Source organism: Streptomyces noursei (genome assembly GCF_001646665.1).
Classification (GTDB): Bacteria; Actinomycetota; Actinomycetes; order Streptomycetales; family Streptomycetaceae; genus Streptomyces; species Streptomyces lavendulocolor.
In genome coordinates, this window is the sequence record NZ_LWBU01000011.1 from 109120 (window position 1) to 134860 (window position 25741).

22 protein-coding genes are annotated in these 25741 nt (G+C 72.3%); 11 read left to right on the forward strand and 11 right to left on the reverse strand.

What is annotated here, in order from left to right; genetic code table 11:
• The first annotated feature begins 84 nt into the window (after nt 1-84).
• Nucleotides 85-429, forward strand: a complete 345-nt coding sequence (locus A4V12_RS01275; RefSeq protein WP_058940833.1) for a WhiB family transcriptional regulator — start codon at nt 85-87, stop codon at nt 427-429.
• Nucleotides 430-639: 210 nt separating this feature from the next.
• Here the strand turns inward: A4V12_RS01275 and A4V12_RS01280 are convergent, their stop codons facing one another.
• Both A4V12_RS01280 and A4V12_RS01285 read right to left on the reverse strand, forming a co-directional pair.
• Entirely contained in the window at nt 640-1920 is a 1281-nt protein-coding gene (locus tag A4V12_RS01280; RefSeq protein WP_064067271.1) for an ArsA family ATPase, read from the reverse strand.
• Complete coding sequence (locus A4V12_RS01285; protein WP_064067272.1) at nt 1917-2879, reverse strand: ArsA family ATPase; 963 nt, start codon at nt 2877-2879, stop codon at nt 1917-1919. The genes A4V12_RS01280 and A4V12_RS01285 overlap by 4 nt, the downstream gene beginning before the upstream one ends.
• Nucleotides 2880-3222: 343 nt before the next feature.
• Here A4V12_RS01285 and A4V12_RS35990 point away from each other — a divergent pair, with 343 nt between their 5' ends.
• The 5 genes from A4V12_RS35990 (at nt 3223) to A4V12_RS01305 (ending at nt 6659) form a co-directional block, all read left to right on the forward strand.
• Nucleotides 3223-3381 (forward strand): DUF4177 domain-containing protein, encoded by a 159-nt coding sequence (locus tag A4V12_RS35990; protein ID WP_019992579.1) that lies wholly within the window; start codon nt 3223-3225, stop codon nt 3379-3381.
• Nucleotides 3378-3848 (forward strand): RidA family protein, encoded by a 471-nt coding sequence (locus A4V12_RS01290; protein ID WP_064067273.1) that lies wholly within the window; start codon nt 3378-3380, stop codon nt 3846-3848. The genes A4V12_RS35990 and A4V12_RS01290 overlap by 4 nt, the downstream gene beginning before the upstream one ends.
• Before the next feature lie 103 nt (nt 3849-3951).
• Nucleotides 3952-4821 carry an NUDIX hydrolase gene (locus tag A4V12_RS01295; RefSeq protein ID WP_064067274.1) on the forward strand — a complete coding sequence of 290 codons (870 nt, stop codon included), beginning with the start codon at nt 3952-3954 and terminating at the stop codon, nt 4819-4821.
• Nucleotides 4818-5648, forward strand: coding sequence for an MBL fold metallo-hydrolase (locus A4V12_RS01300; RefSeq protein ID WP_064067275.1), 831 nt, complete (start codon nt 4818-4820; stop codon nt 5646-5648). Before A4V12_RS01295 ends, A4V12_RS01300 begins: the two co-directional genes overlap by 4 nt.
• A 126-nt stretch (nt 5649-5774) precedes the next feature.
• On the forward strand, nt 5775-6659 hold the full coding sequence (locus A4V12_RS01305; protein ID WP_064067276.1) for a prohibitin family protein: 885 nt from the start codon (nt 5775-5777) through the stop codon (nt 6657-6659).
• A gap of 95 nt (nt 6660-6754) precedes the next feature.
• On the opposite strand, the gene A4V12_RS01310 is transcribed toward A4V12_RS01305, so the two are convergent.
• Nucleotides 6755-7429 carry a Crp/Fnr family transcriptional regulator gene (locus A4V12_RS01310; RefSeq protein WP_014046869.1) on the reverse strand — a complete coding sequence of 225 codons (675 nt, stop codon included), beginning with the start codon at nt 7427-7429 and terminating at the stop codon, nt 6755-6757.
• A gap of 252 nt (nt 7430-7681) precedes the next feature.
• Between A4V12_RS01310 and nth the strand changes: the two genes are divergently transcribed.
• From nth to A4V12_RS01325, 3 genes are all read left to right on the forward strand, one after another.
• Nucleotides 7682-8746, forward strand: coding sequence for an endonuclease III (gene nth, locus A4V12_RS01315; protein WP_234372033.1), 1065 nt, complete (start codon nt 7682-7684; stop codon nt 8744-8746).
• Between the two features lie 639 nt (nt 8747-9385).
• Entirely contained in the window at nt 9386-10039 is a 654-nt protein-coding gene (locus A4V12_RS01320; protein ID WP_064067421.1) for an NUDIX hydrolase, read from the forward strand.
• A gap of 74 nt (nt 10040-10113) precedes the next feature.
• Nucleotides 10114-11313, forward strand: coding sequence for a MarP family serine protease (locus A4V12_RS01325; RefSeq protein WP_199831198.1), 1200 nt, complete (start codon nt 10114-10116; stop codon nt 11311-11313).
• Nucleotides 11314-11398: 85 nt separating this feature from the next.
• Here the strand turns inward: A4V12_RS01325 and A4V12_RS38210 are convergent, their stop codons facing one another.
• From A4V12_RS38210 to A4V12_RS01350, 6 genes are all read right to left on the reverse strand, one after another.
• A complete protein-coding gene (locus A4V12_RS38210) occupies nt 11399-11578 on the reverse strand; it encodes a hypothetical protein (RefSeq protein ID WP_079136721.1) in 180 nt (59 codons plus the stop codon).
• Nucleotides 11579-11865: 287 nt separating this feature from the next.
• The gene (locus A4V12_RS01330) at nt 11866-12798 is read right to left on the reverse strand and encodes an alpha/beta fold hydrolase (RefSeq protein ID WP_064067278.1); all 933 of its coding nucleotides are present in this window, start codon (nt 12796-12798) and stop codon (nt 11866-11868) included.
• Nucleotides 12795-13289 (reverse strand): phage holin family protein, encoded by a 495-nt coding sequence (locus A4V12_RS01335; RefSeq protein WP_064067279.1) that lies wholly within the window; start codon nt 13287-13289, stop codon nt 12795-12797. Before A4V12_RS01335 ends, A4V12_RS01330 begins: the two co-directional genes overlap by 4 nt.
• 40 nt (nt 13290-13329) lie before the next feature.
• Entirely contained in the window at nt 13330-14865 is a 1536-nt protein-coding gene (gene nhaA / locus A4V12_RS01340; protein WP_079136722.1) for a Na+/H+ antiporter NhaA, read from the reverse strand.
• A gap of 328 nt (nt 14866-15193) precedes the next feature.
• On the reverse strand, nt 15194-17149 hold the full coding sequence (acs, locus tag A4V12_RS01345) for an acetate--CoA ligase (RefSeq protein WP_064067280.1): 1956 nt from the start codon (nt 17147-17149) through the stop codon (nt 15194-15196).
• A gap of 259 nt (nt 17150-17408) precedes the next feature.
• Nucleotides 17409-20099 (reverse strand): bifunctional SulP family inorganic anion transporter/carbonic anhydrase, encoded by a 2691-nt coding sequence (locus tag A4V12_RS01350; RefSeq protein WP_423563401.1) that lies wholly within the window; start codon nt 20097-20099, stop codon nt 17409-17411.
• Nucleotides 20100-20397: 298 nt separating this feature from the next.
• On the opposite strand from A4V12_RS01350, the gene A4V12_RS01355 reads away from it, so the two are divergent.
• On the forward strand, nt 20398-21909 hold the full coding sequence (locus tag A4V12_RS01355) for a hypothetical protein (RefSeq protein WP_234372034.1): 1512 nt from the start codon (nt 20398-20400) through the stop codon (nt 21907-21909).
• Here A4V12_RS01355 and A4V12_RS01360 read toward each other — a convergent pair.
• A complete protein-coding gene (locus A4V12_RS01360) occupies nt 21897-22886 on the reverse strand; it encodes an ATP-binding protein (RefSeq protein ID WP_064067281.1) in 990 nt (329 codons plus the stop codon). The genes A4V12_RS01355 and A4V12_RS01360 overlap by 13 nt on opposite strands.
• A gap of 112 nt (nt 22887-22998) precedes the next feature.
• Here A4V12_RS01360 and A4V12_RS01365 point away from each other — a divergent pair, with 112 nt between their 5' ends.
• Nucleotides 22999-23865, forward strand: a complete 867-nt coding sequence (locus tag A4V12_RS01365; RefSeq protein WP_064067282.1) for a hypothetical protein — start codon at nt 22999-23001, stop codon at nt 23863-23865.
• Between the two features lie 421 nt (nt 23866-24286).
• On the opposite strand, the gene A4V12_RS01370 is transcribed toward A4V12_RS01365, so the two are convergent.
• A complete protein-coding gene (locus A4V12_RS01370; protein ID WP_064067283.1) occupies nt 24287-25117 on the reverse strand; it encodes an HAD family hydrolase in 831 nt (276 codons plus the stop codon).
• Between the last annotated feature and the right edge of the window lie 624 nt (nt 25118-25741).

Genomic DNA, 25741 nt, shown 5'->3' on the forward strand with positions numbered 1-25741 from the left:
CTTCCGTAACGTCCTCAACTGGTGGCGGTGAATATGCCGCTGCCGCCGTGGGGGAGCCTCGATTCGGGAGAGGACGGCGCCGGTATGGGCTGGGTAGCTGACTGGAGTGCGCAGGCCGCCTGCCGCACTACCGATCCGGACGAACTGTTCGTACAAGGAGCGGCGCAGAACCGGGCCAAGGCGGTGTGCACCGGGTGCCCGGTGCGGACCGAGTGCCTGGCCGACGCGCTGGACAACCGCGTGGAGTTCGGCGTGTGGGGCGGTATGACGGAGCGTGAGCGCCGCGCGCTGCTGCGCCGGCGGCCGACCGTCACCTCGTGGCGCCGGCTGCTGGAGACGGCGCGTACGGAGTACGAGCGCAGCGCGGGCATCCTGCCCGTCGCGCTGGACGACGACGAGACGTACGAGACGTACGCCGCGGTCGGATAGGACCCCGGTCAGGCCCCCGTCCGGGTGACGAACGGTCCGTCACGGCGAACGCGCCGGGCGTCCGTAGGGCGAGCGTCGGACCGCAGGCGTTCGTACCGGGCGTGCCGTGATCCAGGCATGTCGTCGTCCCGCAGGCGGCTCACGGCCGTGGGCACGGGTGCGTGTGCCGTACGGCCCCGGCGCCGGTGGACCGGCGGCGCTGACGGCCGGTCAGTGCCGGCCCGCCGCCAGTCGGTCCCCGATGGCGCGTAGGCCCTCCAGGTCGTGCACGTCACCCGGGAACGCGGGTACTTCGGCCACCGCCACCTCGGGGTGGAGCGCGGCGAACCGCTCGCGCGTGCGCTGTTCCCGCGCGAGCACCTGCATGCGCTCGGCGTGCAGCCGCAGCAGGCCCGCGGTCAGTTCCGCGACGGCGGGCGGTGGGGCGACGACATCCGTGCTGGTAGTGGTGGCGGCGTCGTGGGGTGCCGCCGTGGTACGGGGTGCCCCGGGCTCGGGAGAGGTCGCCTCGGGGCCACGAACACCAGTCTTCCCGGGCCCCTGATCCACAATGCGGCCCTCTTCAAGATTTTCCGCGGCGGCCAGGGCGCGCTCGGCGGACAACCGGGCGGCCCCGCTGCCGTGCACCCGGTTCAGCATCAGCCCCGCCAGCGGCATCCGCTCCGCAGCCAGCCGCTCCACGAAGTAGGCGGCCTCCCGCAGCGCGTCCCGCTCCGGCGCGGCCACCACCAGGAAGGCCGTACCCGGGGCCTGGAGGAGCCGGTACGTGGCGTCGGCCCGCGTCCGGAAGCCGCCGAACATGGTGTCCATCGCCGCCACGAAGGTCTGCACGTCGCGCAGCAGCTGACCCCCCAGCAGCTTCCCCAGGGTGCCCGTCATCATCGACATGCCGACGTTCAGGAACTTCATCCCCGCCCGGCCGCCCACCTTCGCCGGCGCCATCAGCAGCTTGATGAACTTCCCGTCCAGGAACGACCCCAGCCGCTTCGGCGCGTCCAGGAAGTCCAGCGCAGACCGGGACGGCGGGGTGTCGACCACGATCAGGTCCCACTCCTCGCGCGCCCTCAGCTGCCCCAGCTTCTCCATCGCCATGTACTCCTGCGTGCCCGCGAAGCCGGCCGACAGGGACTGGTAGAACGGGTTGGCCAGGATCGCGCGCGCCCGCTCCGGATCCGCGTGCGCCTCGACGATCTCGTCGAAGGTGCGCTTCATGTCCAGCATCATGGCGTGCAGTTCACCGTCGCCCTTGATGCCGTCGACCCGGCGCGGCACGTTGTCCAGCCGGTCGATGCCCATCGACTGGGCGAGCCGGCGGGCCGGGTCGATGGTCAGGACGACCACCTTGCGGCCCCGCTCGGCGGCGCGCACGCCCAGGGCGGCGGCCGTCGTCGTCTTGCCGACACCGCCGGCGCCGCAGCACACGACGATGCGCGTCTCCGGGTCGTCGAGCAGCGGGTCGACCTCCAGGCCGGGAGCCCCGTCGAGAGTCATGCGCCCACCCCGAGCTTCCTCAGTTCCTTGGCCAGCCGGTAGACGCCGGCGATGTCCGCCCCTTCCCCCAGGAAGGGCAGTTCGTACGTCGGGACCTGGAGCTTCGCCAGCGCCTCCCGCTGCTCCCGCTCCAGCTCCACCCGCTGGGCGTGCTCGGCGGCCTGGTCCAGCAGGGGGCCCACCAGCCGGGCGGACCCGCTCACCCCGGCCGCGGCCAGCGCCTGGGTGATGCCCTTGCGGTGGTCGCCCGACGCCGCCCGTACCGCGTCCTCGTCCAGGACGTGCGGCCGGACCATGTTGACCACGACGCCCCCGACCGGGAGGTCGGCCTCGCGCAGTTCGGCGATGCCGTCGGCGGTCTCCTGGACCGGCATCTCCTCCAGCAGGGTCACCAGGTGGACGACCGTCTCGGGCGACTTCAGGACCCGCATCACGGCCTGCGCCTGATTGTGTATCGGGCCGATCCGGGCCAGGCCCGCCACCTCGTCGTTGACGTTCAGGAAGCGGGTGATGCGGCCGGTGGGAGGGGCGTCCATGACGACGTGGTCGTACACGAAGCCCCCCTGTTTCTCCCGCCGGCGGACCGCCTCGCACGCCTTGCCGGTCAGCAGGACGTCCCGTACGCCCGGCGCGATGGTGGTGGCGAAGTCGATGGCGCCGAGCTTCTTGAGGGCACGGCCCGCCGAACCCAGCTTGTAGAACATCTGGAGGTAGTCGAGGAGGGCGCGTTCGGCGTCTATGGCCAGCGCGTACACCTCCCCGCCGCCCGGTGCGACGGCGATCTTCCGTTCCTCGTACGGCAACGCCTCCGTCTCGAAGAGCTGTGCGATGCCCTGCCTGCCCTCGACCTCGACGAGGAGCGTCCGCCTGCCCTCGGTCGCGAGGGCGAGCGCGAGGGCGGCGGCGACCGTCGTCTTACCGGTTCCGCCCTTGCCGCTGACGACCTGGAGCCTGCTCACGTATTCGAGCCTAACCAGTCGTACCGCGCGCCGGGCGCCCGCGGGTCGGATTGGGCGGGTCAAGGCGCGATCCCCGGCGCCAGGACGGGCCCCTGGGCGGCGATGGCGGGCCGCGGTGCCGGGCGGGCGGGGTCCGGGGCTGCGGTCGGGCGGGCCGCGGTCCGGTGGTCGGGCGGGCCCGCGCGGCCGGCCGGCACGCCCGCGGACGCCCGGCGACGCCCGGAAGGCACCCGGCCACGCCCGGGGGGTGCGGAGCGACGCCCGGGGGCGCGGAGCCGCGCGTGGGGGCGCGGGGCGACGCCTGGGCAGGAGCCCGCCCCTGGCAGCGGATACAGTCGGGCCCATGACCAAGTGGGAATACGCGACCGTGCCCCTTCTCGTGCACGCGACCAAGCAGATTCTGGACACCTGGGGCGAGGACGGCTGGGAGCTCGTCCAGGTCGTTCCCGGCCCGAACAACCCCGAGCAGCTCGTGGCGTACCTGAAGCGGGAGAAGCCGTGACCGGCCGCGTGGAGGCGACGCTCGCCGAACTCGGCCTGACCCTGCCCGACGTGGTGCCGCCGCTGGCGTCGTACCAGCCGGCGGTCCGGTCGGGCGTGTACGTGTACACGGCGGGCCAGCTTCCGATGGTGGACGGCAAGCTGCCGGTCACCGGCAAGGTGGGCGGCGAGGTCACCCCCGAGGAGGCCAAGAAGCTCGCACGGATCTGCGCGCTGAACGCGCTGGCCGCCGTGAAGTCGGTCGCCGGGGACCTGGACCGCATCGCGCGCGTCGTGAAGGTCGTCGGCTTCGTCGCCTCGGCGTCGGACTTCACCGGGCAGCCCGCCGTCCTCAACGGCGCCAGCGAGCTGCTGGGCGAGGTGCTCGGCGACAAGGGCGTGCACGCGCGCAGCGCGGTCGGTGTCGCCGTCCTGCCGCTGGACGCGCCGGTCGAGGTCGAGATCCAGGTGGAGCTGGTCCAGGACTGAGCGGACCGGCCGCCTCCGGCCCCGTGCCCCGGGTGGGTGCGGGGCCGTTGCCGTATCCACCTTTCCTCTCGAACATCTCGGCGGATGCGCATAGCATCCGGCCATGTCCAATGGTCAGTGGTATCCCCCGGAGTGGCCCGACCGGATCCGCGCGCTCGCGGGCGGCACGCTCACGGCCGTGACGCCCAGGCGGGCCGCGACCGTCCTGCTGCTGCGCGACGGCGCCGCGGGACCCGAGGTGCACATGCTGCGCCGGCGCGCGTCCATGGCCTTCGCCGGCGGCGCGTACGCCTATCCGGGCGGCGGCGTCGACCCGCGCGACGAGCACCCGGTGCGCTGGGCGGGCCCGGCGCCGGCCGAGTGGGCCGCCCGGCTGGGGCTCGCCGGGCCGGCCGAGGCGCAGGCCGTCGTGTGCGCGGCGGTGCGCGAGACGTACGAGGAGTCCGGCGTCCTGCTCGCCGGTCCGACCGGCGACTCCGTGGTCGCCGACACGACGGGCGACGACTGGGAGGCCGACAGGGCGGCCCTGGTGGCCCGCGAGCTGGCGTTCGCGGACTTCCTGGACCGGCGCGGCCTGGTGCTCCGCTCCGACCTGCTGGGCGCCTGGGCGCGCTGGATCACGCCCGAGTTCGAGCCGCGCCGCTACGACACCTGGTTCTTCGTGGCCGTACTCCCCGCCGGGCAGCGGGCCTCCAACGCCTCGACGGAGGCCGACCGGACCGTCTGGATCCGCCCCGCCGAGGCGGCGGCCGGCTACGACCGGGGCGAACTGCTCATGATGCCGCCGACGATCGCCACGCTCAGGTCGCTGGAGCGGTACGGGACGGCCGCCGACGCCCTGGCGGGGGCCCCGGACCAGGACCTCGCCCCGGTGCTGGCGCAGGCGCGGCTGGAGGGCGACCACGTGGTGCTGAGCTGGCCCGGGCACGACGAGTTCACGAAGACGGTCGGCACGGGGGGTGGGGAGGCATGACCGACGCCGCCGCCCTCCCGGGGCAGCCGCGCGGCGCCGTGGTCTCGGGCCCGGCGACCGAACGGGCCGTCAACGTGCTGGCGCCCAACCCGTCCGTGATGACGCTCGACGGCACGAACACCTGGATCCTCTCCGAACCGGACTCGCCGCTCGCCGTGGTGGTCGATCCCGGGCCCCTGGACGAGGCGCACCTGCGGCACGTGGTGGACACCGCGGAGAGCCTCGGCAAGCGCGTGGCGCTGACGCTCCTGACGCACGGGCACCCCGACCACGCGGAGGGCGCGGGGCGGTTCGCCGAGCTGACCGGGACGGCCGTGCGGGCCCTGGACCCGGCGCTGCGGCTGGGCGATGAGGGCCTGTCGGCGGGCCGGGCGATCGAGGTGGGGGGCCTGGAACTGCGGGTCGTGCCGACGCCGGGGCACACCGCCGACTCGCTCAGCTTCCACCTGCCGGCCGACCGCGCGGTGCTGACGGGCGACACCGTGCTGGGGCGCGGTACGACGATGGTGGCGCACCCCGACGGGCGGCTCGGCGACTACCTGGACTCGCTGCGGCGGCTGCGCTCGCTGACGGTCGACGACGGCGTCCGCACGGTGCTGCCGGGTCACGGGCCGGTCCTGGAGGACGCCCAGGGGGCGGTCGAGTACTACCTGGCCCACCGCGCCACCCGGCTCGCCCAGGTGGAGACGGCCGTCGAGAACGGTCACCGCACGGCGGCGGAGGTCGTCGCGCACGTGTACGCGGACGTGGACCGGTCGCTGTGGCCGGCGGCCGAGCTGTCGGTGCGGGCGCAGCTGGAGTACCTCTCGGAGCACGGGCTGATCTGACGGCGGGACAGGACGGGGCGGGGGCGGGACAGGAGCCCGGCGGCGGAGATGAAGGCGGAGGCGTAGGCGGAGGCCCATGCTTTACGCTCCGCTTACTTCTGTGCTTCGTCCCTGGGGGGATTCTTCGTGTTCGTCCTGTCCATCCTGTTGCTCATCGCCGCCGTGGTGCTGTTCTTCGTCGCGCGCGGCACCGAGAACCGCGGTCTCAAACTCGGTTCGGCCGGCGCCCTGATCGCCGGCCTGTTCACCGCCGTGACCAGCTGCGTACACGTGATCAGCGCCTACGAGGTCGGCGTCCCCGTGACCTTCGGCAAGGTCGGTACGCCGATGACGTCCGGCATGAACCTCACGTCGCCGTTCACCAACGTCACCACCTTCTCCACCCGCCCGGTCGACCTGAACCTGTCCGACAAGGACGTCGTCGAGGTCCGCTCCTCGCAGGGCGGCGTGATGTACGCGGAGGTGACCGTGAAGTGGGCGGTCACCCCGGCCAAGGCGGTCGAGCTGTACAAGCTGGCCGGCAGCGAGGACGCGATCCAGCAGCGGCTGGTCTTCCCGGACAGCCGGGAGATCATCCGGAACGTGTTCGCCCGGCACACCAGCGAGGAGGGCTACGCCTCCGCCCGTGAGCAGATCAACACCGAGATCGGCGACCTGATCAAGGAGCGCCTCGCCCCGCGCGGCATCGCCGTCACGACGGTCAACCTGCGCAACGTGAAGCCGTCCGACCAGCTCCAGAGCCAGATCGACCGCAAGATCCAGCAGCAGCAGGCCACCGAGCGGGCGACCGAGGCCGCGCGTACGGCGAAGGCGGAGTCGGAGCGGCGCCGGATCGAGGCGGAGGGCATCGCCCGGGCCAACAAGATCCTCAACGACTCGCTGAGCGACAAGGTCCTGATGAACCAGTGCATCGACGCCTACAGGGAAGCCGCCGCCAAGAACCCGGTGTACGCGGTGCCCTGCGGCGGCGGCAGCGGCAACCCGCTGATCGTGGACGGCACCAAGAAGTGACCTCATGACGATGGGCCGCCCCGGTGACCGGGGCGGCCCATCGTCGTACGGCGTGCTCGCCGCGGCGTACCCGACGCCGCGGCCCTCTGCCCGGCCTAGCGCGAGCGCTTGGCGAGCCGCTCGACGTCCAGCAGGATCACGGCGCGCGCCTCCAGGCGCAGCCAGCCGCGGCCGGCGAAGTCGGCCAGCGCCTTGTTGACCGTCTCGCGGGAGGCGCCGACCAGCTGGGCCAGCTCCTCCTGCGTGAGGTCGTGCACGACGTGGATGCCCTCCTCCGACTGCACGCCGAACCGGCGCGACAGGTCCAGGAGCGCACGGGCGACACGGCCCGGGACGTCGGAGAAGACCAGGTCGGACATCTGGTCGTTGGTCTTGCGCAGGCGGCGGGCGACCGCGCGCAGCAGGGCGGTGGCCACCTCGGGGCGGGCGTTCAGCCAGGGCTGGAGGTCGCCGTGCCCGAGACCGAGGAGCTTGACCTCGGTCAGGGCGGTCGCCGTGGCGGTGCGCGGCCCCGGGTCGAACAGGGACAGCTCACCGATCAGCTCGCCGGGGCCGAGGACGGCGAGCATGTTCTCGCGCCCGTCGGGCGAGGTGCGGTGCAGCTTCACCTTGCCTTCGGTGACCACGTAGAGCCGGTCGCCCGGGTCGCCCTCGTGGAAGAGCGCATCGCCACGGGCGAGCGTCACCTCACTCATCGAGGCGCGGAGCTCCGCGGCCTGCTCGTCATCGAGCGCCGCGAAGAGCGGGGCGCGCCGCAGAACGTCGTCCACGAGTTCTCTCCTATGTCGACCTGCTCAGGGAGGGTGGGTCCCATGATGCCGGACGGTAAAACAGTGCGATCAATCACAACAAGTTTGACGCACTGGTACGCGTGTCCGTACGGCAGGGCCCCGATTGGGTCGTGATCCACTGCGGCCGGGGCGAATGTCGTCGGTGGCCCTTAGGCTGGCCGGGTGTCCAATTCGCCGGTGAGAGCGCAGGCCAAGGGGGCCGGGAGAGTGTCCGGGGAACAGAATTCCGCTGTGGGCGAACAGGTGTCGCCGGATTCGGCAAATGCCACACATGCGGACAAAGCAACAAAGGCGGTCAAGCCGAACAAGGCGTCGAAGCCGGTCGGGGCCGCCGGGACGGGCAAGCCCGCCCGGCCCGCGGGCAAGGCTTCCGGCACCGGAAAGGCGGCGGGCGCCGGCAAGGCCGCCGGAACCACCGGCAGGACCTCCGGCACCACCGGCAAGGGCAAGGCCGGGAAGTCGCGGGGGGCCGGCGGTGCCAAGGGCGACGAGGCGACGCCGAAGAAGACGGTGAAGCCCTGGAAGCCGGAGTCGCGGCTCGCGATGGTGCGCCGCGCCCGGAGGATCAACCGCGAGCTGGCCGAGGTGTATCCGTACGCCCATCCAGAGCTCGACTTCCGCAACCCCTTCGAGCTGCTCGTGGCGACCGTCCTGTCGGCCCAGACGACCGATCTGCGCGTCAACCAGACGACCCCCGCGCTGTTCGCCAGGTACCCCACGCCCGAGGACATGGCGGCGGCGGCTCCGGAGGAGCTGGAGGAGATCATCCGGCCGACCGGCTTCTTCCGTGCCAAGTCCAGGTCGCTGCTGGGCCTCTCGGCGGCGCTGCGCGACGAGTTCGACGGCCGGGTGCCGGGCCGCCTGGAGGACCTGGTGCGCCTGCCGGGCGTCGGCCGCAAGACGGCGAACGTGGTCCTGGGCAACGCCTTCGGAGTGCCGGGCATCACCGTGGACACCCACTTCGGCCGGCTGGTGCGGCGGTGGAAGTGGACCGAGCAGGAGGACCCGGAGAAGGTCGAGGCGGAGATCTGCGAGATCTTCCCCAAGTCGGAGTGGACGATGCTCTCCCACCGGGTGGTCTTCCACGGCCGGCGCATCTGCCACTCCCGCAAGCCCGCCTGCGGCGCCTGTCCGATCGCGCCGCTCTGCCCCGCGTACGGGGAGGGCGAGACGGACCCGGAGAAGGCGAAGAAGCTCCTCAAGTACGAGATGGGCGGCTACCCGGGCCAGCGCCTGGCCCCGCCGCCGGACTACCCGGGCCGCCCGGCGGCGCCCCTGGGCACCGGCGACGAGTAGACGATCGGCGGAACGAACCAGTGGCCGGAACGCGTTGTGAAGCCGGGGGTGCCTATGACGCGCGCTGAAGAACATCCGTACGACCACGGGGCCGACCGCCCGGCCGGGTCGGCCACGCCTCGGCCGACCCCGCCGCCGGGCATCGAACCCACCGCGCCCCGCGCGCCGCGCCGCCCCGCGGCGCCCGCCGCCGACCGGGAGGCCCCGCGCACCGCGAGCCCCGCCCGTCCACGGCCCCCCGCCCCGCAGGCCGCACCGAACCCCCAGGCGAACCCCCAGGCCGCCCGCGCCGCGCAGGCTTCGCATTCCGCCCCACAAACCGCCGTGTCCCGCCAGGCCGCCCCGTCCGCCCCGTCCACGTCCGCCACCGGGACGACGACTCCCTCCCCGCGGCCCACCTCCGCCCCACGGCCCGGCCGGCCGCACACCAGCGCCCACCGGCCCACCGCTGCCCGCGACAACACCGGCCCCGCGGCCGCCGCCGACAACACCGGCCCCGCAACCGCCCGCGACAACACCGCCCGCGACGCCGACCCCGTGGCCGCCCCCGCCCGCCCGACCGGTGCGGCGCCCCCGGCGCCCGCCGGGGGCGAAGGGGACCGGACGGTCGCCGGGGGCGCGTCCGACCGGCCGGTCGCCGTGACCGAGGAGGGGCTGCCCGAGTGGCTGGAGCCGGTGGCCCGCGCGGCGCGCACGGTGGCGCCCGAGCAGCTCAGCCGGTTCCTGCCCCCGGAGCGCGGGGGCCGCCAGTCCGCCGTGCTCATCCTCTTCGGCGAGGGCGCCCACGGCCCCGAGCTGCTGCTCATGGAGCGCGCCGGCAGCCTCCGCTCGCACGCCGGGCAGCTGTCCTTCCCCGGTGGCGCCCTCGACCCCGAGGACGGCGACCCGGACGGCGACGGCCTGCTGCGGGCCGCGCTGCGCGAGGCCGAGGAGGAGACGGGCCTCGACCCCGCCGGCGTACAGATCTTCGGCGTGCTGCCCCGGCTCTACATCCCCGTCAGCGGCTTCGTCGTGGCGCCCGTCCTCGGCTGGTGGCGCTCCCCGAGCCCGTTCCACGCCGTCGATCCGGCCGAGACCGCCCGCGTCTTCACCGTCCCCGTGGCGGATCTCACGGACCCCGCCAACCGCGCCACCACCGTCCACCCCAGTGGCCACCGCGGTCCGGCATTTCTGGTCGAATCGGCCCTGGTCTGGGGGTTCACCGCCGGTGTGATCGACCGGATCATCCACTTCGCCGGCTGGGAGCGCCCCTGGGACCGGGGGAAGCAGGTCCCGCTCGACTGGCGGTCATGACAGGCTGACGCTGTGCTCCGCAGCCGAACGGGGCGGCTGGGGCGACCGGAGACGAATCTGCGAGGCTAATGACGGTGAACGTGCTGGACATTCTGCTGCTGGTCGCCGCCGTGTGGTTCGCGATCGTCGGATACCGCCAAGGCTTCGTCGTCGGCATCCTCTCGGTGATCGGCTTCCTCGGCGGCGGGCTCGTCGCGGTCTACCTGCTCCCCCTCGTCTGGGGACCGCTGACGGACGACGCCAAGGTGTCGACGACCGCGGCGATCGTCGCCGTCGCCATCGTGATCGTCTGCGCCTCGGTGGGCCAGGCCTTCACCACCCACCTCGGCAACAAGCTGCGCCGTCACATCACCTGGTCGCCCGCCCGCGCGCTGGACGCGACCGGCGGCGCCCTCGTCAACGTCGTCGCCATGCTGCTCGTGGCGTGGCTGCTCGGTTCCTTCCTGGCCCAGACCACCCTGCCGACCATCGGCAAGGAGGTCCGCAACTCCAAGGTGCTGCTCGGCGTGGACCGGGCGCTGCCCGGGCAGGCCGACACCTGGTTCACCGACTTCTCCTCGGTCCTCAAGCAGAACGGCTTCCCGCAGGTCTTCAGCCCGTTCGCCAACGAGCCGATCACCGAGGTGCGGGCCCCCGACCCCGCCCTCGCGGGCAGCCCGGTGGCCGCCCGCGCCAAGAGCTCCATCGTCAAGGTCGTCGGCACGGCGCCCAGCTGCGGCAAGGTCCTCGAAGGCACCGGGTTCGTCTTCGCCGAGCGCCGGGTCATGACCAACGCCCATGTCGTCGGAGGGGTCGACGAGCCGACCGTCCAGATAGGCGGTGAGGGTCGGCGGTACGACGCGAAGGTCGTCCTGTACGACTGGCAGCGCGACATCGCCGTACTGGACGTCCCGGACCTGAAGGCCAAGCCGCTCCGCTTCACCGACACGGACGCCCGCAGCGGCGACAACGCCATCGTCGCGGGCTTCCCGGAGAACGGCGCGTACGACGTCCGCTCCGCGCGGGTGCGCGGGCGGATCAACGCCAACGGCCCGGACATCTACCACCGCGGCGAGGTGCGCCGCGACGTGTACTCGCTGTACGCGACGGTCCGCCAGGGCAACTCCGGCGGACCGCTGCTCACGGCGGACGGCAGGGTGTACGGGGTGATCTTCGCGAGGTCGCTCGACGACCCGAACACCGGTTACGCCCTGACGACCGACGAGATCCGCCAGGACATCGAGCTGGGCCGGACCGCCAGCCAGCAGGTCGACAGCCAGGGCTGCGCTCTGTGAGGTCGTGGGCCCTGCCCGGCGCAAGCCCTGCCGCCGACAGCGGCGGCGGGGCGCCTGCCGATCCGGCTGATCGCCGAGGCGGGCCTCAGTCGCGCGTGTGCCGAAGGCGCGCCGAGACCCAGCGGGCCCGGCGGCGGAGGATACGGGGAATCCCGAGTCGGGGGTCCGGTCCCTGGGCGACCGGCGGACCGCTCCTCGGGGGAATCGGCGCAGAGGCCGAGCGGCGGTTCCTTGCTGAGTCAGCGTAGTCGTGCGTCCAGCCCATACCCCGACGTCTGCCCGGGCCCCAAGGTCGGTAACCGCCCCGGGGGCGGCCAATTGGCGTATGCGCCGGGCAATTGGCTGTTCGTCACACAACCGTCTCGCCGTATGACCGTGTGATCGTCCGGCAGGTCCTCACGGCTCCGTGACTCGACCGCCGGCCCGACCGACGGATCGACGGCCCGACCGACGGACCCGTTCCCCGACCGACCGACCGACCGACGGACCGGCCGACCGACCGACGGACCGGCCGACCGACGGACCGGCCGACCGGCCTGCCGTCCGTCGCTCCTAGCGGTCCGGCTCGGGGTCCTTCAGCCAGTTGATGAGCTCGGTGGAGAACGCCACCGGGTCCTCCTCGTGGGGGAAGTGCCCCAGCCCGTCGAACAGCCGCCACCGGTACGGGGCTTCGACGTACTCGCCCGACCCGGCCGCGCTCCGCGTACGCATCGCCGGGTCCAGGGAGCCGTGCAGATGCAGCGTCGGCACCCGTACCGGGCGCTTCATGCGCCGGTTGAACTGGATGCCGTCCGGGCGGGCCAGCGACCGCACCATCCACCGGTACGGCTCGATCGAGCAGTGCGCCGTCGACGGGATCGTCATCGCCCGCCGGTACGCGTCGATCGCGTCCTCACCGGGCTCCTGTCCCGGCCCCGACCAGTCGCGGATCAGCCGCCCCACCAACGCCGCGTCGTCCGCGACGAGCTGACGCTCCGGCAGCCAGGGGCGCTGGAAGCCCCACACGTACGACCCGGCGCGCGACTGGGCGAAGTCCGACAGCATCGCGGACCGCCACCGCCGGGGGTGGGGCATCGACGAGACGGCCAGCCGGCGCACCAGCTTCGGCCGCATCACCGCCGCCGTCCACGCCAGGTAGCCGCCGAGGTCGTGCCCGACCAGTGCGGCGTCGGGCTCGCCGAGCGAGCGCACCACGCCCGTGATGTCGAGCGCCAGGTTCGCCGGGTCGTAGCCCCGGGGCGTACGGTCACTGCCGCCCACGCCCCGCAGGTCCATGGCGACCGCCCGGAACCCCGCCTCGGCGAGCGCCGGCAGCTGGTGCCGCCACGTCCACCAGAACTGCGGGAAGCCGTGCAGCAGCAGCACCAGCGGGCCGTCGCCCATCTCGGCGATGTGGAAGCGCGCCCCGTTGGCCGCCACGTCACGATGCGTCCACGGACCATCGATGCGTACGGGGCTGCCGGTGCTGCTCTCAGGGACGGTCATGCAGACGAGCGTGCCACAACCTCGGCGTCGTCCTTCACCGGAAGGGCGGGACGAATCGGACGACCGGCGGCCTCGCGCGGGTGCGGCTTGGCGTTGCCGAGCACGGCGGCCGTCTGCTTGGCCGAGGCGATCGACCGCTCCGGAGGCTTGACCTTCTTGAACTTGGTCACCGCGAGCAGCGCCAGCAGACCCGCCAGCACCAGGTAGGCGGCGCCGACGATCAGGAAGGACCAGGCGAGCCCGAGTCCCAGGTTGTGGATGCCGTACGCCGCGGCGAAGCTGAGCACGGGGAGCGAGAAGAGGGCGAAGACACCCGCGACGCTGATCGCCGCCCCGCCCATCGCGCCGCGCTTGACGTCCTGTCGCAGTTCGGCCTTGGCCAGCGCGATCTCGTCGTGCACCAGCGCGGACATCTCGGCGGTCGCCGAGGCGACCAGCTGGCCGAGACTGCGCTCCGCACCAGGTCCACCGTTGTCGGCGGGGTAGCTCATCGTCTCGCTCCCTCTTCTTCTCCTACGGTCCGACCTCAGATCATGCCGGACGGTCGCCGTCGGTGCGCGCTGCCCCCGCCACTTCCGTGTCCTCGGCCTCGTCCCCAGCCGATGGCGCCACGCCCGGACCCGCCCCCGGACCAGTCCCCGGATCGGCCGCCGGGTCCACCCCCGGGTCGGCCGCCGCCGCTGCCGCCGCCCGGGCGAGCCGCCGGTGCTCGGCGGCCTTCTTCTCGTGGATCTCCGCCATGCGCAGGTGGTACGCCGGATCGTGCTCCTCGTACACGTCGGGGATGCCGTCCATGTCGTCGTCGCGCTCCTCCTCCGCGAGCAGCGCCCGGTACCTGCGTACCCGCAGCTTCAGCAGGATCGCGGCGAGTACGGCGGCGATGAGCGACCCCATCAGGACGGCCGCCTTGATCTCGTCCGTCAGCGCCGCGTCCCCGGTGAAGGCCAGCTCACCGATGAGCAGCGAGACGGTGAAGCCGATCCCCGCGAGGGTGGCGACGGCGAAGAGGTCCGCCCAGGTCAGGTCCTCGTTGAGCGACGCCCTGGTGAAACGGGCCGCGAGCCATGTACCGCCGAAGATGCCGACGGCCTTGCCGACCACCAGGCCGAGCACCACACCGAGGGTCTCGGGCGAGGTGAACACATCGGCCAGCGCGCCGCCGGAGACGGACACGCCCGCCGAGAACAGCGCGAACAGCGGCACCGCGAGACCGGCCGACAGGGGCCTGACCAGGTGCTCGATGTGCTCGCCCGGAGAGTGCTCCTCCCCCTCGCGGCGGGTGCAGCGCAGCATCAGGCCCATGGCGACGCCCGCGATGGTGGCGTGGACGCCGCTGTTGTACATCAGGCCCCAGACGACCAGGGCGAGCGGGACGTACACGTACCAGCCGCGTACGCCGGTGCGCAGCAGCACCCAGAACACGGCGAGGCCCGCGACGGCGCCGCCGAGCGCCGCGAAGTTCAGGTCACCGGTGAAGAAGACCGCGATGATCAGGATGGCGAACAGGTCGTCCACGACGGCGAGCGTGAGCAGGAAGGCGCGCAGCGCGGACGGCAGCGAGGTGCCGATGACGGCGAGGACGGCCAGGGCGAAGGCGATGTCGGTGGCGGTCGGCACCGCCCAGCCGGCCAGGGAGCCGTCGCCGGCGAGGTTCACCAGCGCGTAGACGAGGGCGGGGGCGATCATGCCGCAGAGCGCGGCGATCACGGGGAGCGCGGCCGCCTTCGGGTCGCGCAGCTCGCCCGCGACCAGTTCGCGCTTGAGCTCGATGCCCGCGACGAAGAAGAAGACGGCGAGCAGTCCGTCGGCCGCCCAGTGCTGGACGGACAGGTCCAGGCCCAGGGCGGCCGGGCCTATGTGGAAGTCGCGGACGGACTCGTAGCTCCCGCTGACCGGGGTGTTCGCCCAGACGAGGGCGGCGATGGCGGCCAGCAGCAGCAGGACGCCGCCGACGGTCTCCGTGCGCAGCGCGTTGACGACGTAGGTCCGCTCGGGAAACGGGAGACGGGCCAGGAACGTGCGCGGGGCGCTCTGCGTGGGCGGGGTGCTGGGCTTCGGCGCGGCCACGGTGGTGGACCTCCGGTCGGTTCGGCGGGCATGACGGAACGCATTGCCGACCAGACTTCCCGGCGCACCTGTGTCTCGCTGCCGTACGCACCTGCTGCCGTACGGGCTGTCGTACTCGTCGTCATCGTGCTGACGCGGTTGTCACCCTACCCGCTGCACGCCAGGTCATATCCGGCGAATGCCACCTTATGTGCGGAGAGGGCACCCGGCGCGCCGGCGCCGGACGCCCTCTCCGGAGACTTCCCGGTGGCCGGCCTCACAGGCCCACCGACCGGCCGTATCGACCTGCCGGCCGCACCGGCCGTGCCGACCTGCGGACCGTGCCGGATCAGTCCTCGCTGGAGGCCGTCGGGAGCTTGGACTGGATCAGGTCCATGACGGAGGAGTCGGTGAGCGTGGTGACGTCACCGAGCTGCCGGTTCTCCGCGACGTCCCGCAGCAGACGGCGCATGATCTTGCCGGAGCGCGTCTTGGGCAGCTCGGCCACCGGGAGGACGCGCTTGGGCTTGGCGATCGGGCCCAGCGTCGCGCCCACGTGGTTGCGCAGGTCGTCGACGAGAGCCTCGTCCTCGCTCGCCGTACCGCGCAGGATCACGAACGCCACGATGGCCTGGCCCGTCGTCTCGTCGGCCGCGCCCACGACCGCCGCCTCGGCGACCTTCGGGTGCGACACGAGCGCCGACTCGACCTCCGTCGTGGAGATGTTGTGGCCGGAGACCAGCATGACGTCGTCCACCCGCCCGAGCAGCCAGATGTCGCCGTCGTCGTCCTTCTTGGCACCGTCGCCCGCGAAGTACTTGCCCTCGAAGCGCGACCAGTAGGTGTCGATGAACCGCTGGTCGTCGCCCCAGATCGTGCGCAGCATCGAGGGCCACGGCTCGGTGAGGACCAGGTAGCCGCCCCCGCCGTGGGGGACCTCGTTCGCCTCGTCGTCCACCACGGTCGCGGAGATGCCCGGCAGCGGGGTCTGCGCGGAGCCCGGCTTGGTGGCGGTGACGCCGGGCAGCGGCGAGATCATCATCGCGCCGGTCTCGGTCTGCCACCAGGTGTCGACGATCGGGGTCTTCCCGGCGCCGATGTTCTCCCGGTACCAGATCCACGCCTCGGGGTTGATCGGCTCACCCACCGACCCGAGGACCCGGAGGCTCGACAGGTCGAACTTGGCGGGGATGTCGTCGCCCCACTTCATGAACGTGCGGATGGCCGTCGGAGCGGTGTAGAGGATCGTGACGCCGTACTTCTGCACGATCTCCCAGAACCGGCCCTGGTGCGGGGTGTCCGGCGTGCCCTCGTACATCACCTGCGTCGCGCCGTTGGCCAGAGGCCCGTAGACGATGTACGAGTGGCCCGTCACCCAGCCGATGTCGGCGGTGCACCAGTAGACGTCGGTCTCCGGCTTGAGGTCGAAGACCGCGTGGTGCGTGTACGCCGCCTGGGTGAGGTAGCCGCCGGAGGTGTGCAGGATGCCCTTGGGCTTACCCGTCGTCCCCGAGGTGTAGAGGATGAAGAGCGGGTGCTCCGCGTCGAACGCCTCAGGGGTGTGCTCGGCGGACTGGCGGGCGACGATGTCGTCCCACCACACGTCCCGGTCCTCGGTGAACGCGGTGTCCTGGCCGGTGCGGCGCACCACCAGCACGTGCTCGACCTGCGGGCACTTGGCGACGGCCTCGTCGATGGCCGGCTTGAGCGCGGACGGCTTGCCGCGCCGGTACCCGCCGTCGGCCGTGATGACCAGCTTGGCGTCGGCGTCCTGGATACGGGAGGCGACGGCGTCGGCCGAGAAGCCGCCGAAGACCACCGAGTGCGCCGCGCCGATCCGCGCGCAGGCCAGCATGGCCACGGCGGCCTCGGGGATCATGGGCATGTACACCGCGACCCGGTCGCCCTTGCGCACGCCGAGCTCGGTCAGTGCGTTGGCCGCCCGCGAGACCTCGTCCTTGAGCTCGGCGTAGGTGATGGCGCGGCTGTCGCCGGGCTCACCCTCGAAGTGGATGGCGACGCGGTCGCCGTGGCCCGCTTCGACGTGGCGGTCCACGCAGTTGTACGCCACGTTGAGCGTGCCGTCGGCGAACCATTTGGCGAAGGGCGGGTTCGACCAGTCGAGGGTCTCGGTCGGCTCGGTGGCCCAGCTGAGGCGACGCGCCTGCTCGGCCCAGAAGCCAAGCCTGTCCGCCTCGGCCCGCTCGTACGCGGCCGCCGTCACATTGGCGTTCGCAGCCAGCTCGGCGGGCGGTGCGAACCGCCGCTCCTCCTTCAGAAGGTTGGCCAGGCTCTCGTTGCTCACGACATCTCCCATTCCCGGGGCGTCCGGTGTGTCCCAGCCCATAGCTCATCAGCCAGATGCCCGGGTGACAAGAGCTTCCAGGCCATTGGTTTAGACCTCTTGGGCGACAGCTCGTGCGGGTGTCGGCTGATGGGGTGAACGGGACCGGATGGTCAAGTGACCCCTCCTCCCCGGGCGGTGGGGAGAAGGGGCCACCGTCCACTCCCACGGATGCGGCCCGCCGAAGGTTCAGGCCCGGGGGAGACGGCCCGGGAAGCGGTCAGGCCGGTGCGCCCTCCTTGGGGGACCGCCGGGCCGCGGCGGGGGCGGGCGAGGCGGGGGCGGGCGAGGGGGCGTCGGCCGCTGTCGAGGAAGGCCCGGACGGCGCGGACGGCACCGATGGACCGGACGGAGCGGACGGACCGGAGGGCCCGGGTGTCGGGGACGGCCCGGACGTCGGGGAGGGCGAAGGGGCTGACGGCGTCGTGGGAAGCAGCGCGGATGACGGAGGGGACGTGGGAGACGTGAGGGGCGCGGGGGACGAGGGATAGCGGGAGCGGCTCGGTACCGGCTGCGCCGAGGGGGCGACCCAGTCGAAGACGGCGCTCTCCCCGCCCGTCCGCCCGTCCGTCACGCGGCTGTCGGTGTCCGCCAGGAGGTACGCCTGGGCCTCGCCCACGTGGAAGTACATGCCGTGCAGCTCCAGCGTGCCCTCGGCGAGCCGCCGCGCCACCGCCTCATGGGCCTTCAGGTGTTCCAGCTGCTGCACCACATTGGTCAGGCACAGCTGTTCCGCCGCGTCGGCGGGCAGTCGGCCCGCTCCGTCGCAGGTCGGTCCCCCGGAGAGCCGGGCCCAGGTGCGGTGGGCGCTGCGCATCCGCTCCAGGCTCGGCATCCCGTGCCGCAGCCACCGCCGCAGCGGGGTCTCGGGCGCGTCCGGGTTGCTGCTCAGCAGGGTCTGCATGGCGCCGCAGTCCGAGTGCCCGCACACGGTGATGGACTGCACGCGCAGCACGTCCACGGCGTACTCGATCGCCGCCGCCACCGAGTCGTCCCCGCTCTCCGCACCCGGCAGCGGCACCAGGTTGCCGACGTTGCGCACGGTGAACAGGTCGCCCGGCCCACTGGCCGTGATCATGCTGGTGACGAGCCGGGAGTCGGCGCACGTCAGGAAGAGCTGCGACGGCCGCTGCCCCTCCCGGGCGAGCCTGGCCAGCTCCTCGCGGACCAGCGGCGCGGTGTTGCGCTGGAAGGAGCTGAGACCGCTGGCCAGCTGGTGACCTTTCATCCGGCGCTTGGGCTCGGCCACCGGGTGTTCCCCGCAGTGGTGGTTGCGCCAGGGCGTCCACGGGCGGCAGCAGGCGTGCGCCCCCGCGCCGGGCTCGGCGATGCGTACACCGGTTCGGCCGGTCATCTCGACGTGCCCGCCCCGTGCCACATGGGACATCTGCCAGTCCTGCAGCGTCTCGTACGCCGCGTGGTCCATGAACGACCCGTCGAGCTCCACGACGGCGCTCGCACCCGGCGGCACCTGGTGCAGGGCCCGGCTCAGCCGGGGTACGGCCAGGAAGGTCAGCTGCCCCCGCACCTTGATGTGCTCGACGTCGCCCTTGGTCTCCTTGGTGATCCGCGTCCTGGTGAGCCGGTGCATGGCGACCGCGCCGGCGACGACGATGCCCAGCGCGACGCCCTGGAGGATCCCGATCAGCACGACTCCGGACACCGTCACGGCGTACACCAGCACCTCGCGGTGGCGGGTGACGCTGCGGATGTGGGTGATGCTGACCATCTGGATGCCGATGACCATGACGAGCGCGGCGAGCGCCGGCAGCGGGATCAGGTCCAGCACGGGGACGAGCACGAGGGCGGCCAGCACCACCCACAGGCCGTGCAGCATGGTGGAGTGCCGGCTCACCGCGCCCGCCGACACGTTGGCCACGCTGCGCACGGCCACGCCCGCGACCGGCAGGCCGCCGAGCGCGCCGGAGACGATGTTCGCCGCTCCCTGGCCCGCCAGCTCGCGGTCGAGGTTGGAGCGCGGCACATGGACGGTGGTGTCCTTGCGCGCCGCCACCAGCTTGTCGACGGCGACGGCCGACAGCAGCGACTGGACGCTGGTGACGAGCGTGATGGTGAGGACGCCCAGGGCGATGCCGAGGACGGGCCCTTCCGGCAGTCCGGGCAGTGCGTGACTGCTCCACGACGGCAGGTCCACGCGCGGTACGCCGATCCCGGCGGCGATGGCCAGGACGGTCGCGGCGGCCACGGCGGTGAGGGCCGCCGGCACCTTCCGCAGCACGCGGCCGGCCCCTCCCGGGAGCCGGGGCCACGCGAGCAGGACGACGACCGTCACCGCGCTCACCGACACCGCCGCCACGTGCAGGTCGGCCAACTGGGCGGGCAGGCCCAGGAAGTTGTGCACGGCCGAGCTCTGCGGCGTACCGCCGAGGACGACGTGCAGCTGGGCGAGCGCGATGGTGACACCGATGCCCGCCACCATGCCGTGCACGATCGCGGGGCTCACGACGAGGGCGGTGCGCGCCACCCGCAGTGCGGACAGCGCGAGTTGGGCGAGCCCCGCCAGGACGGTGATGGCGCAGGTGGTGCGCCAGCCGTACCTCTGGATCAGTTCGGCGGTGACGAGCGTCAGCCCCGCCGCGGGTCCGCTCACCTGGAGCGGCGCGCCGCCGAGCCGGCCGGCGACGAGCCCGCCCACGGCGGCGGCCACCAGCCCGGCCTGGAGCGGCGCGCCGGTGGCGAGCGCGATGCCGAGGGAGAGCGGCAGCGCGATGAGGAAGACGGCGATGGAGGCGGAGACGTCGGCGCCCGCGATGCGGAACCGGCCACCGCCTCCGGTCGGTGGTGGGCTGTGCGGCTTCTGGGAGTGGGGCCTCACGGCGGCACGGAACATGCGGCCGGAGCGGCCGGGCTGGCCGGTGCGGCTGGTGCGGGCCGGGGTGCAGGCAGTCATGGTTCCCGTCTCCTCCGGGGCGGCGCGGTCGCGGTACGTGCGGGTCGAACGAACGTCGGGTCGCGGCCGTGGGTCACGGCGTGCAGTGGCGGGAGTGTGCCAACTCTCTGTAAACAGATCGTAATGGAGAGTAAAGACTCCGGCATTATTTTCGATGCATAAGGGGCAATGTTTCACCTGATGTGGTGATAAGTCTTTCTAGTACGGCTTGTCGTATCTTCACACCTCCTTCCGTGGTGCGACGTTGACGGCGCTCGCAGCAGAGACCTCCGTTGACCACGAGAAGGGTGGGCGGAAGATGGCCGCCACGAAGAAGACCCCCGAGAGCGGGCTCGCCGCCCGCCGGAACGCCGTCCGCCGCTACGCACTCGACGCCCTGCGCGCCGCCGCCTCCCGCCTTCGCGCCACTCGCGCCACCGGCGCGGTACGGGCGGGAGCCGTGCGGCGCGCCGTCCAGGCCATGCCCGCGCCGGTCGCGCCCGCCTGTTCCGCCGCCCCCGCCGCCCCCGCCGCGCCCGTGCCGGTCGCTCCGCCCCGGCGGCGGCGCTCCGCCGGGGCGGTCACGGTCGCGGCGGGCGTCGCGGTGGCCCTGGCGGCGGGGACGGCCGGATGCACCGGATCGGACGAGGACACCGAGGGTGCGGCCGGCCCCAAGCGGGTCAAGGCGCCCAAGAGCGTCGTCCGCCTCATCGGGGACGGCTCCACCGCCTACACCGGCGCCCAGCCGGGGCTGAAGAAGCCGCAGCGCCTCAAGCCCGGTGAGAAGCCGCCCCAGTTCGTCGTCTTCTCCTGGGACGGGGCCGGCGAGGACAGCCAGAAGCTCTTCTCCCACTTCCGCAAGGTGGGCAAGCGCCACGGCGCGACGATGACGTACTTCCTCAGCGGCGTCTATCTGCTGCCGGAGCAGAAGTCGAAGCTGTACGTGCCTCCCGGCCACGCACCCGGCCGCTCCGACATCGGCTTCAACGACACCGAGGGCATCCGGGACACCGTGCGCGAACTGCGCGGTGCCTGGCAGGAGGGCAACGAGATCGGCACCCACTTCAACGGCCACTTCTGCGGCCCGGAGAGCGGTGTCGGCACCTGGTCCGTCGAGGACTGGAAGAGCGAGATCTCCCAGGCCAAGGCGTTCGTCAAGAACTGGAAGACCAACTCCGGCCTGGCGGCCGAGAAACCGCTGCCCTTCGACTACGACACCGAACTCATCGGCGCCCGCACCCCCTGCCTCGAAGGCCGGGACAACTTCGTGCGCGCCGCGAGCCAGCTCGGCTGGCGCTACGACACCAGCGGCGTCAACAACCAGGTGTGGCCCGGGAAGGACGAGGGGTTGTGGGACCTCTCGCTGCAGATGATCCCCGTCCCTGGTCGGGCCTTCGAGACGCTGTCCATGGACTACAACTTCCTGGTCAACCAGTCCGGGACGACCAAGGGCGCGCCGTCCATGCACCAGTTCTGGGGCAACCAGTTCCGTGACGGGATGATCCAGGCCTTCGAGCGCGCGTACAACGGCAACCGCGCCCCCCTGATCATCGGCAACCACTTCGAGTCCTGGAACGGCGGCGCGTACATGCGCGCCATCGAGGAGACGATCGCCAGCGTCTGCGTCCGCAGCGAGGTGCGGTGCGTGTCGTTCCGGCAGCTCGCCGACTGGCTCGACGCACAGGACCCGGCCGTCCTGGCCAAGCTGCGCACCCTGAAGGTCGGCGAGGCCCCCAAGGACGGCTGGCCGGCCTTCCTCGCGGCCCGGCCGGCCACCGCCGCCTCGCCGGCCGTCCCGGCCGGTGCCCCCGCCCGGCGTCAGGCGGGCTGAACGGCGGCGCCGAGCCCTTCACCGAGCACGAAGCCGGGGTCGACCTGCGCCGCCAGGTCGGCCCCCGTCTTCGCGTTGCCCCAGCTCTCCGCGTTCTTCAGGTGGAAGTGCACCATCTGGCGCGTGTAGCGCTCCCAGTCGCGGTGCCGGTACGAGTCGTCCGCCGCGTTCTGCAGGGACTGCAGCGCCATCCGGTTCTCGGCCTCGAGCAGCTCGAAGCGCGCCGGGCGGCCCTTCTCCCTCGACCGCACCCAGTTCGAGTGGCCGACCGTGACCAGCAGGTCGTCACCGATCTCCTCGCGCAGGAAGTCGATGTCCTCCATGCCCTGCACCTTGTTGCCGACGACCCGCAGCGCGACACCGAAGTCCCGCGCGTACTCCTTGTACTGCCGGTAGACGGAGACGCCCTTCAGGGTCGGCTCGGCGACCAGGAACGTCATGTCGAACCGGGTGAACATCCCCGACGCGAACGAGTCCGACCCGGCCGTCATGTCGACGACGAAGTACTCGTCCGGGCCGTCGACCAGGTGGTTCAGGCACAGCTCCACCGCGCCGACCTTCGAGTGGTAGCAGGCCACACCGAGGTCCGCCTCGGTGAACGGCCCCGTCGCCATCAGCCTGATCCCGCCGTCGTCCAGCTGTACGGGACGGGCGCAGGCCTCGTAGATCGGGTTGTCCTCGACCACGCGCAGCAGCCTCGACCCCTCGCCCGGCGGAGTCGTCTTGATCATCGTCTCGGCGGACGGGATGCGCGGGTTCGTGCCGCGCAGGTACTCCTTGATCAGCTGCAGGTGCGCGCCCATCGCCGGCAGCCCGGCCGCTTCGGTCTCGTCGAGACCCAGCGCGGCCCCGAGGTGCTGGTTGATGTCGGCGTCCACCGCGAGGACGGGGACCTCGTTGGCGACGAGGTGGCGGATGAAGAGGGAGGACAGCGTCGTCTTGCCGCTGCCGCCCTTCCCTACGAAAGCGATCTTCATGTTCAGATAGCGTAGCGGTGCGTAGTGCCGCGATCGCCTCGCGTTGCCGACATGTATGACGAAGGCCACTCCAAGGTGGGTCGCCGGTGCCGGGCGCGTAGCCTCGCTACCTATGAGTACGAATGCCGCTGACCCCCTGGTCGCGCTGGGGGCGCTGCCCGGTGTGCCGGACGCCGTGGACTCCGTTCGCAAGGCCGTCGACCGGGTCTACGGGCACCGCGTGATGCGGCGCCGCAGCAATGAGGTGACCTCGGAGGCGGCCCTGCGCGGCGCGCGCGGCTCCGCCGCCCTGTCGGGCGCCGACTGGGCCCTGGAAGAGGTGCGCCGGCGTACCGACTTCGGCGGGGACGAGGAGGCGCGGACGGTCGGCGCCGCCTTGCGTCTGGGCGCCGAGGCGGGCCAGCTGCTGTCGATCTGGCGGCAGTCGCCGATGCGGGTGCTGGCGCGGCTGCACCTGGTCGCCGTGGGCGACCCCGGCAGCCCGGCCGAGGTGGCGGCGGGCGGCGGACCGGCCGGGGCGCCGGCCGACTCCGTGGGCCGCCCGAGGCGGGACGGCGAGCCCGTCGACGAGCCGCTGATCGAGGCTCCGCTGCCGCCCGCCGCCGAGGTCGCGGGCCGGCTGGAGGGGCTGGCCGGCCTGATCGTCGCGGGCAGCGAGGCCCCGGCGCTGGTGACGGCCGCCGTGGTGCACGGCGAGCTGCTGGCGCTGCGGCCCTTCACCACGTACAGCGGACTGGTGGCGCGGGCGGCCGAGCGCATCGTCCTGATCGGGAGCGGGCTGGACCCCAAGGCCATCTGCCCCGCCGAGGTCGGCCACGCCGAGCAGGGGCGGGCGGCGTACGTGGCGGCGTTCGAGGGCTACCTGTCCGGTACCCCGGACGGCATGGCGGCGTGGATCGCCCACTGCGGGCGGGCGGTGGAGCTCGGGGTACGGGAGTCGACTGCCGTGTGCGAGGCGCTCCAGCGCGGAGCGGCGTAGCGGCTCACGGCCGGGGCGGGAAGTCCGTCCTCCGGTCACAGGCCGGGTGCCTGCCGGGGGCATGTGACGGCGCCCGACAGGGTTGCGGCGGTACCGCCTGAACGGTACCGCCGCTGGCACGTCCGCCGAGTTACCATGCGTCCTCGATATGTGCCCATCAGGCGGGGACTTTGCCCGACGCCTGGTGCGGCTGGCCCGTAATCGACGGGTCGACGTCGCGTGGGTGCTCAGCTTTCGTGCTGTTCGGTCCGTGGGGCCTTGTTGCTCAACAGGAGATCCTTTCGGAGGTCCCTGGTCTCGCGGGCCGTTAAGTCCTTTGTACTCCCGTCCGGGGGGATTCGAAAGCCCTGCCTCCAGTTTTTACCCTTGCGGCCACTTGCGCCGGACGGTCGCGGTCCTCCCCATTCGCCCCCGGGTTGCTTCACGCCGTCTGCCGGCGCCTGCTGGCGTACCAGACCAGTCCCGCCGTGGCCGCCGCCGCGCCCACGGCCGCGGCGGCCACCAGTGCGGGGCGCGGCGGCATCCGGAAGGCGGGCAGGCGCTGCTTCAGTCGGACCGGGCGGTTGAAGAGGAGAACCGGCCAATCCCGCGCGGCCGCCTCGCGGCGCAGCGCGCGGTCCGGGTTGACCGCGTACGGGTGGCCGACGGCCTCCAGCATGGGCAGGTCGGTGGCGGAGTCGCTGTAGGCGTAGCAGCGGGAGAGGTCGTACCCCTCCGCCTCCGCCAGCTCCCGGATCGCCTCCGCCTTGGTGGGGCCGTAGGCGTAGTACTCCACCTCCCCGGTGAAGCAGCCGTCGTCGCCGACGACCATGCGCGTCGCCACGACCCGGTCGGCCCCGAGCAGCTCGCCGATGGGTTCGACGACCTCCGAGCCGGAGGTGGAGACGATGACGACGTCGCGCCCGGCTGCGTGGTGCTCCTCGATGAGGGACGCCGCCTCGTCGTAGATGATCGGGTCGATCAGGTCGTGCAGGGTCTCGGCCACCAGCTCCTTGACCTGCTGGACGTTCCAGCCCTTGCAGAGCGCGGACAGGTACTCCCGCATCCGCTCCATCTGCTCGTGGTCGGCACCGCCGGCCAGGAAGACGAACTGGATGTAGGCAGTCCGCAGTACGGCACGGCGGTTGATCAGGCCGCCTTGGTAGAAGGACTTGCTGAAGGTCAACGTCGATGACTTCGCAATGACCGTCTTGTCCAGGTCAAAGAAGGCTGCTGTGCGCGGCAAGGAGTGGTTTTCCACGAGCCTGAGCATAGGTGCCCGCCATTCGGCGTACGCTGGCGCGTGTGGGTTTGCCTGAGAAGCCTCTCGGGTACACCATGGAAGTCACGGATCGTTCGCGACCGTGCTAACCCGGTCCGGCTCCTCCCCCCCCGAGTCGGCCGGAGAGACGACCCCCGCTCTCCCCCCCGGCGGGGGTCGTCGCATGTCCGGACGCGTTTTCGTCCGTTTCCGACGGCTCTGATCGTTCATTCCGTTCTCTCCCCCCTCGCTGCGGCCGGGGTCGCGGCCAACCCCTTCGCGTCACTCAGCGTAGCGGAAGCGCTGCTCTGCGGAAGTCGCTGGTATGGGCGAACGGGATATTCACAACCGGTGAGTTGTCCACAGATTTAAGGCAAGATCCACTTCTTTTCCGGAAGTCGTTCATCGTGATTCCGGCTGCGAAGTCCGCGGATGAAGGAATCGCGGATCTCTCGTCGTACGAAGGCGGGAGGGGGCCTGTGCCGAGCTTGTCCCGGGGGCGGGCGGACCGTATGCGGAACGCGCGGTCCGCCCCAGCGCCGAGGACCGGCTGCCCTCGCCCCGGTGGCCGCCGACGGCGGATGCCACGGCGGACGCCGGACCGGCACGACGGGCCGGCACGACGGGCCGGTGCAC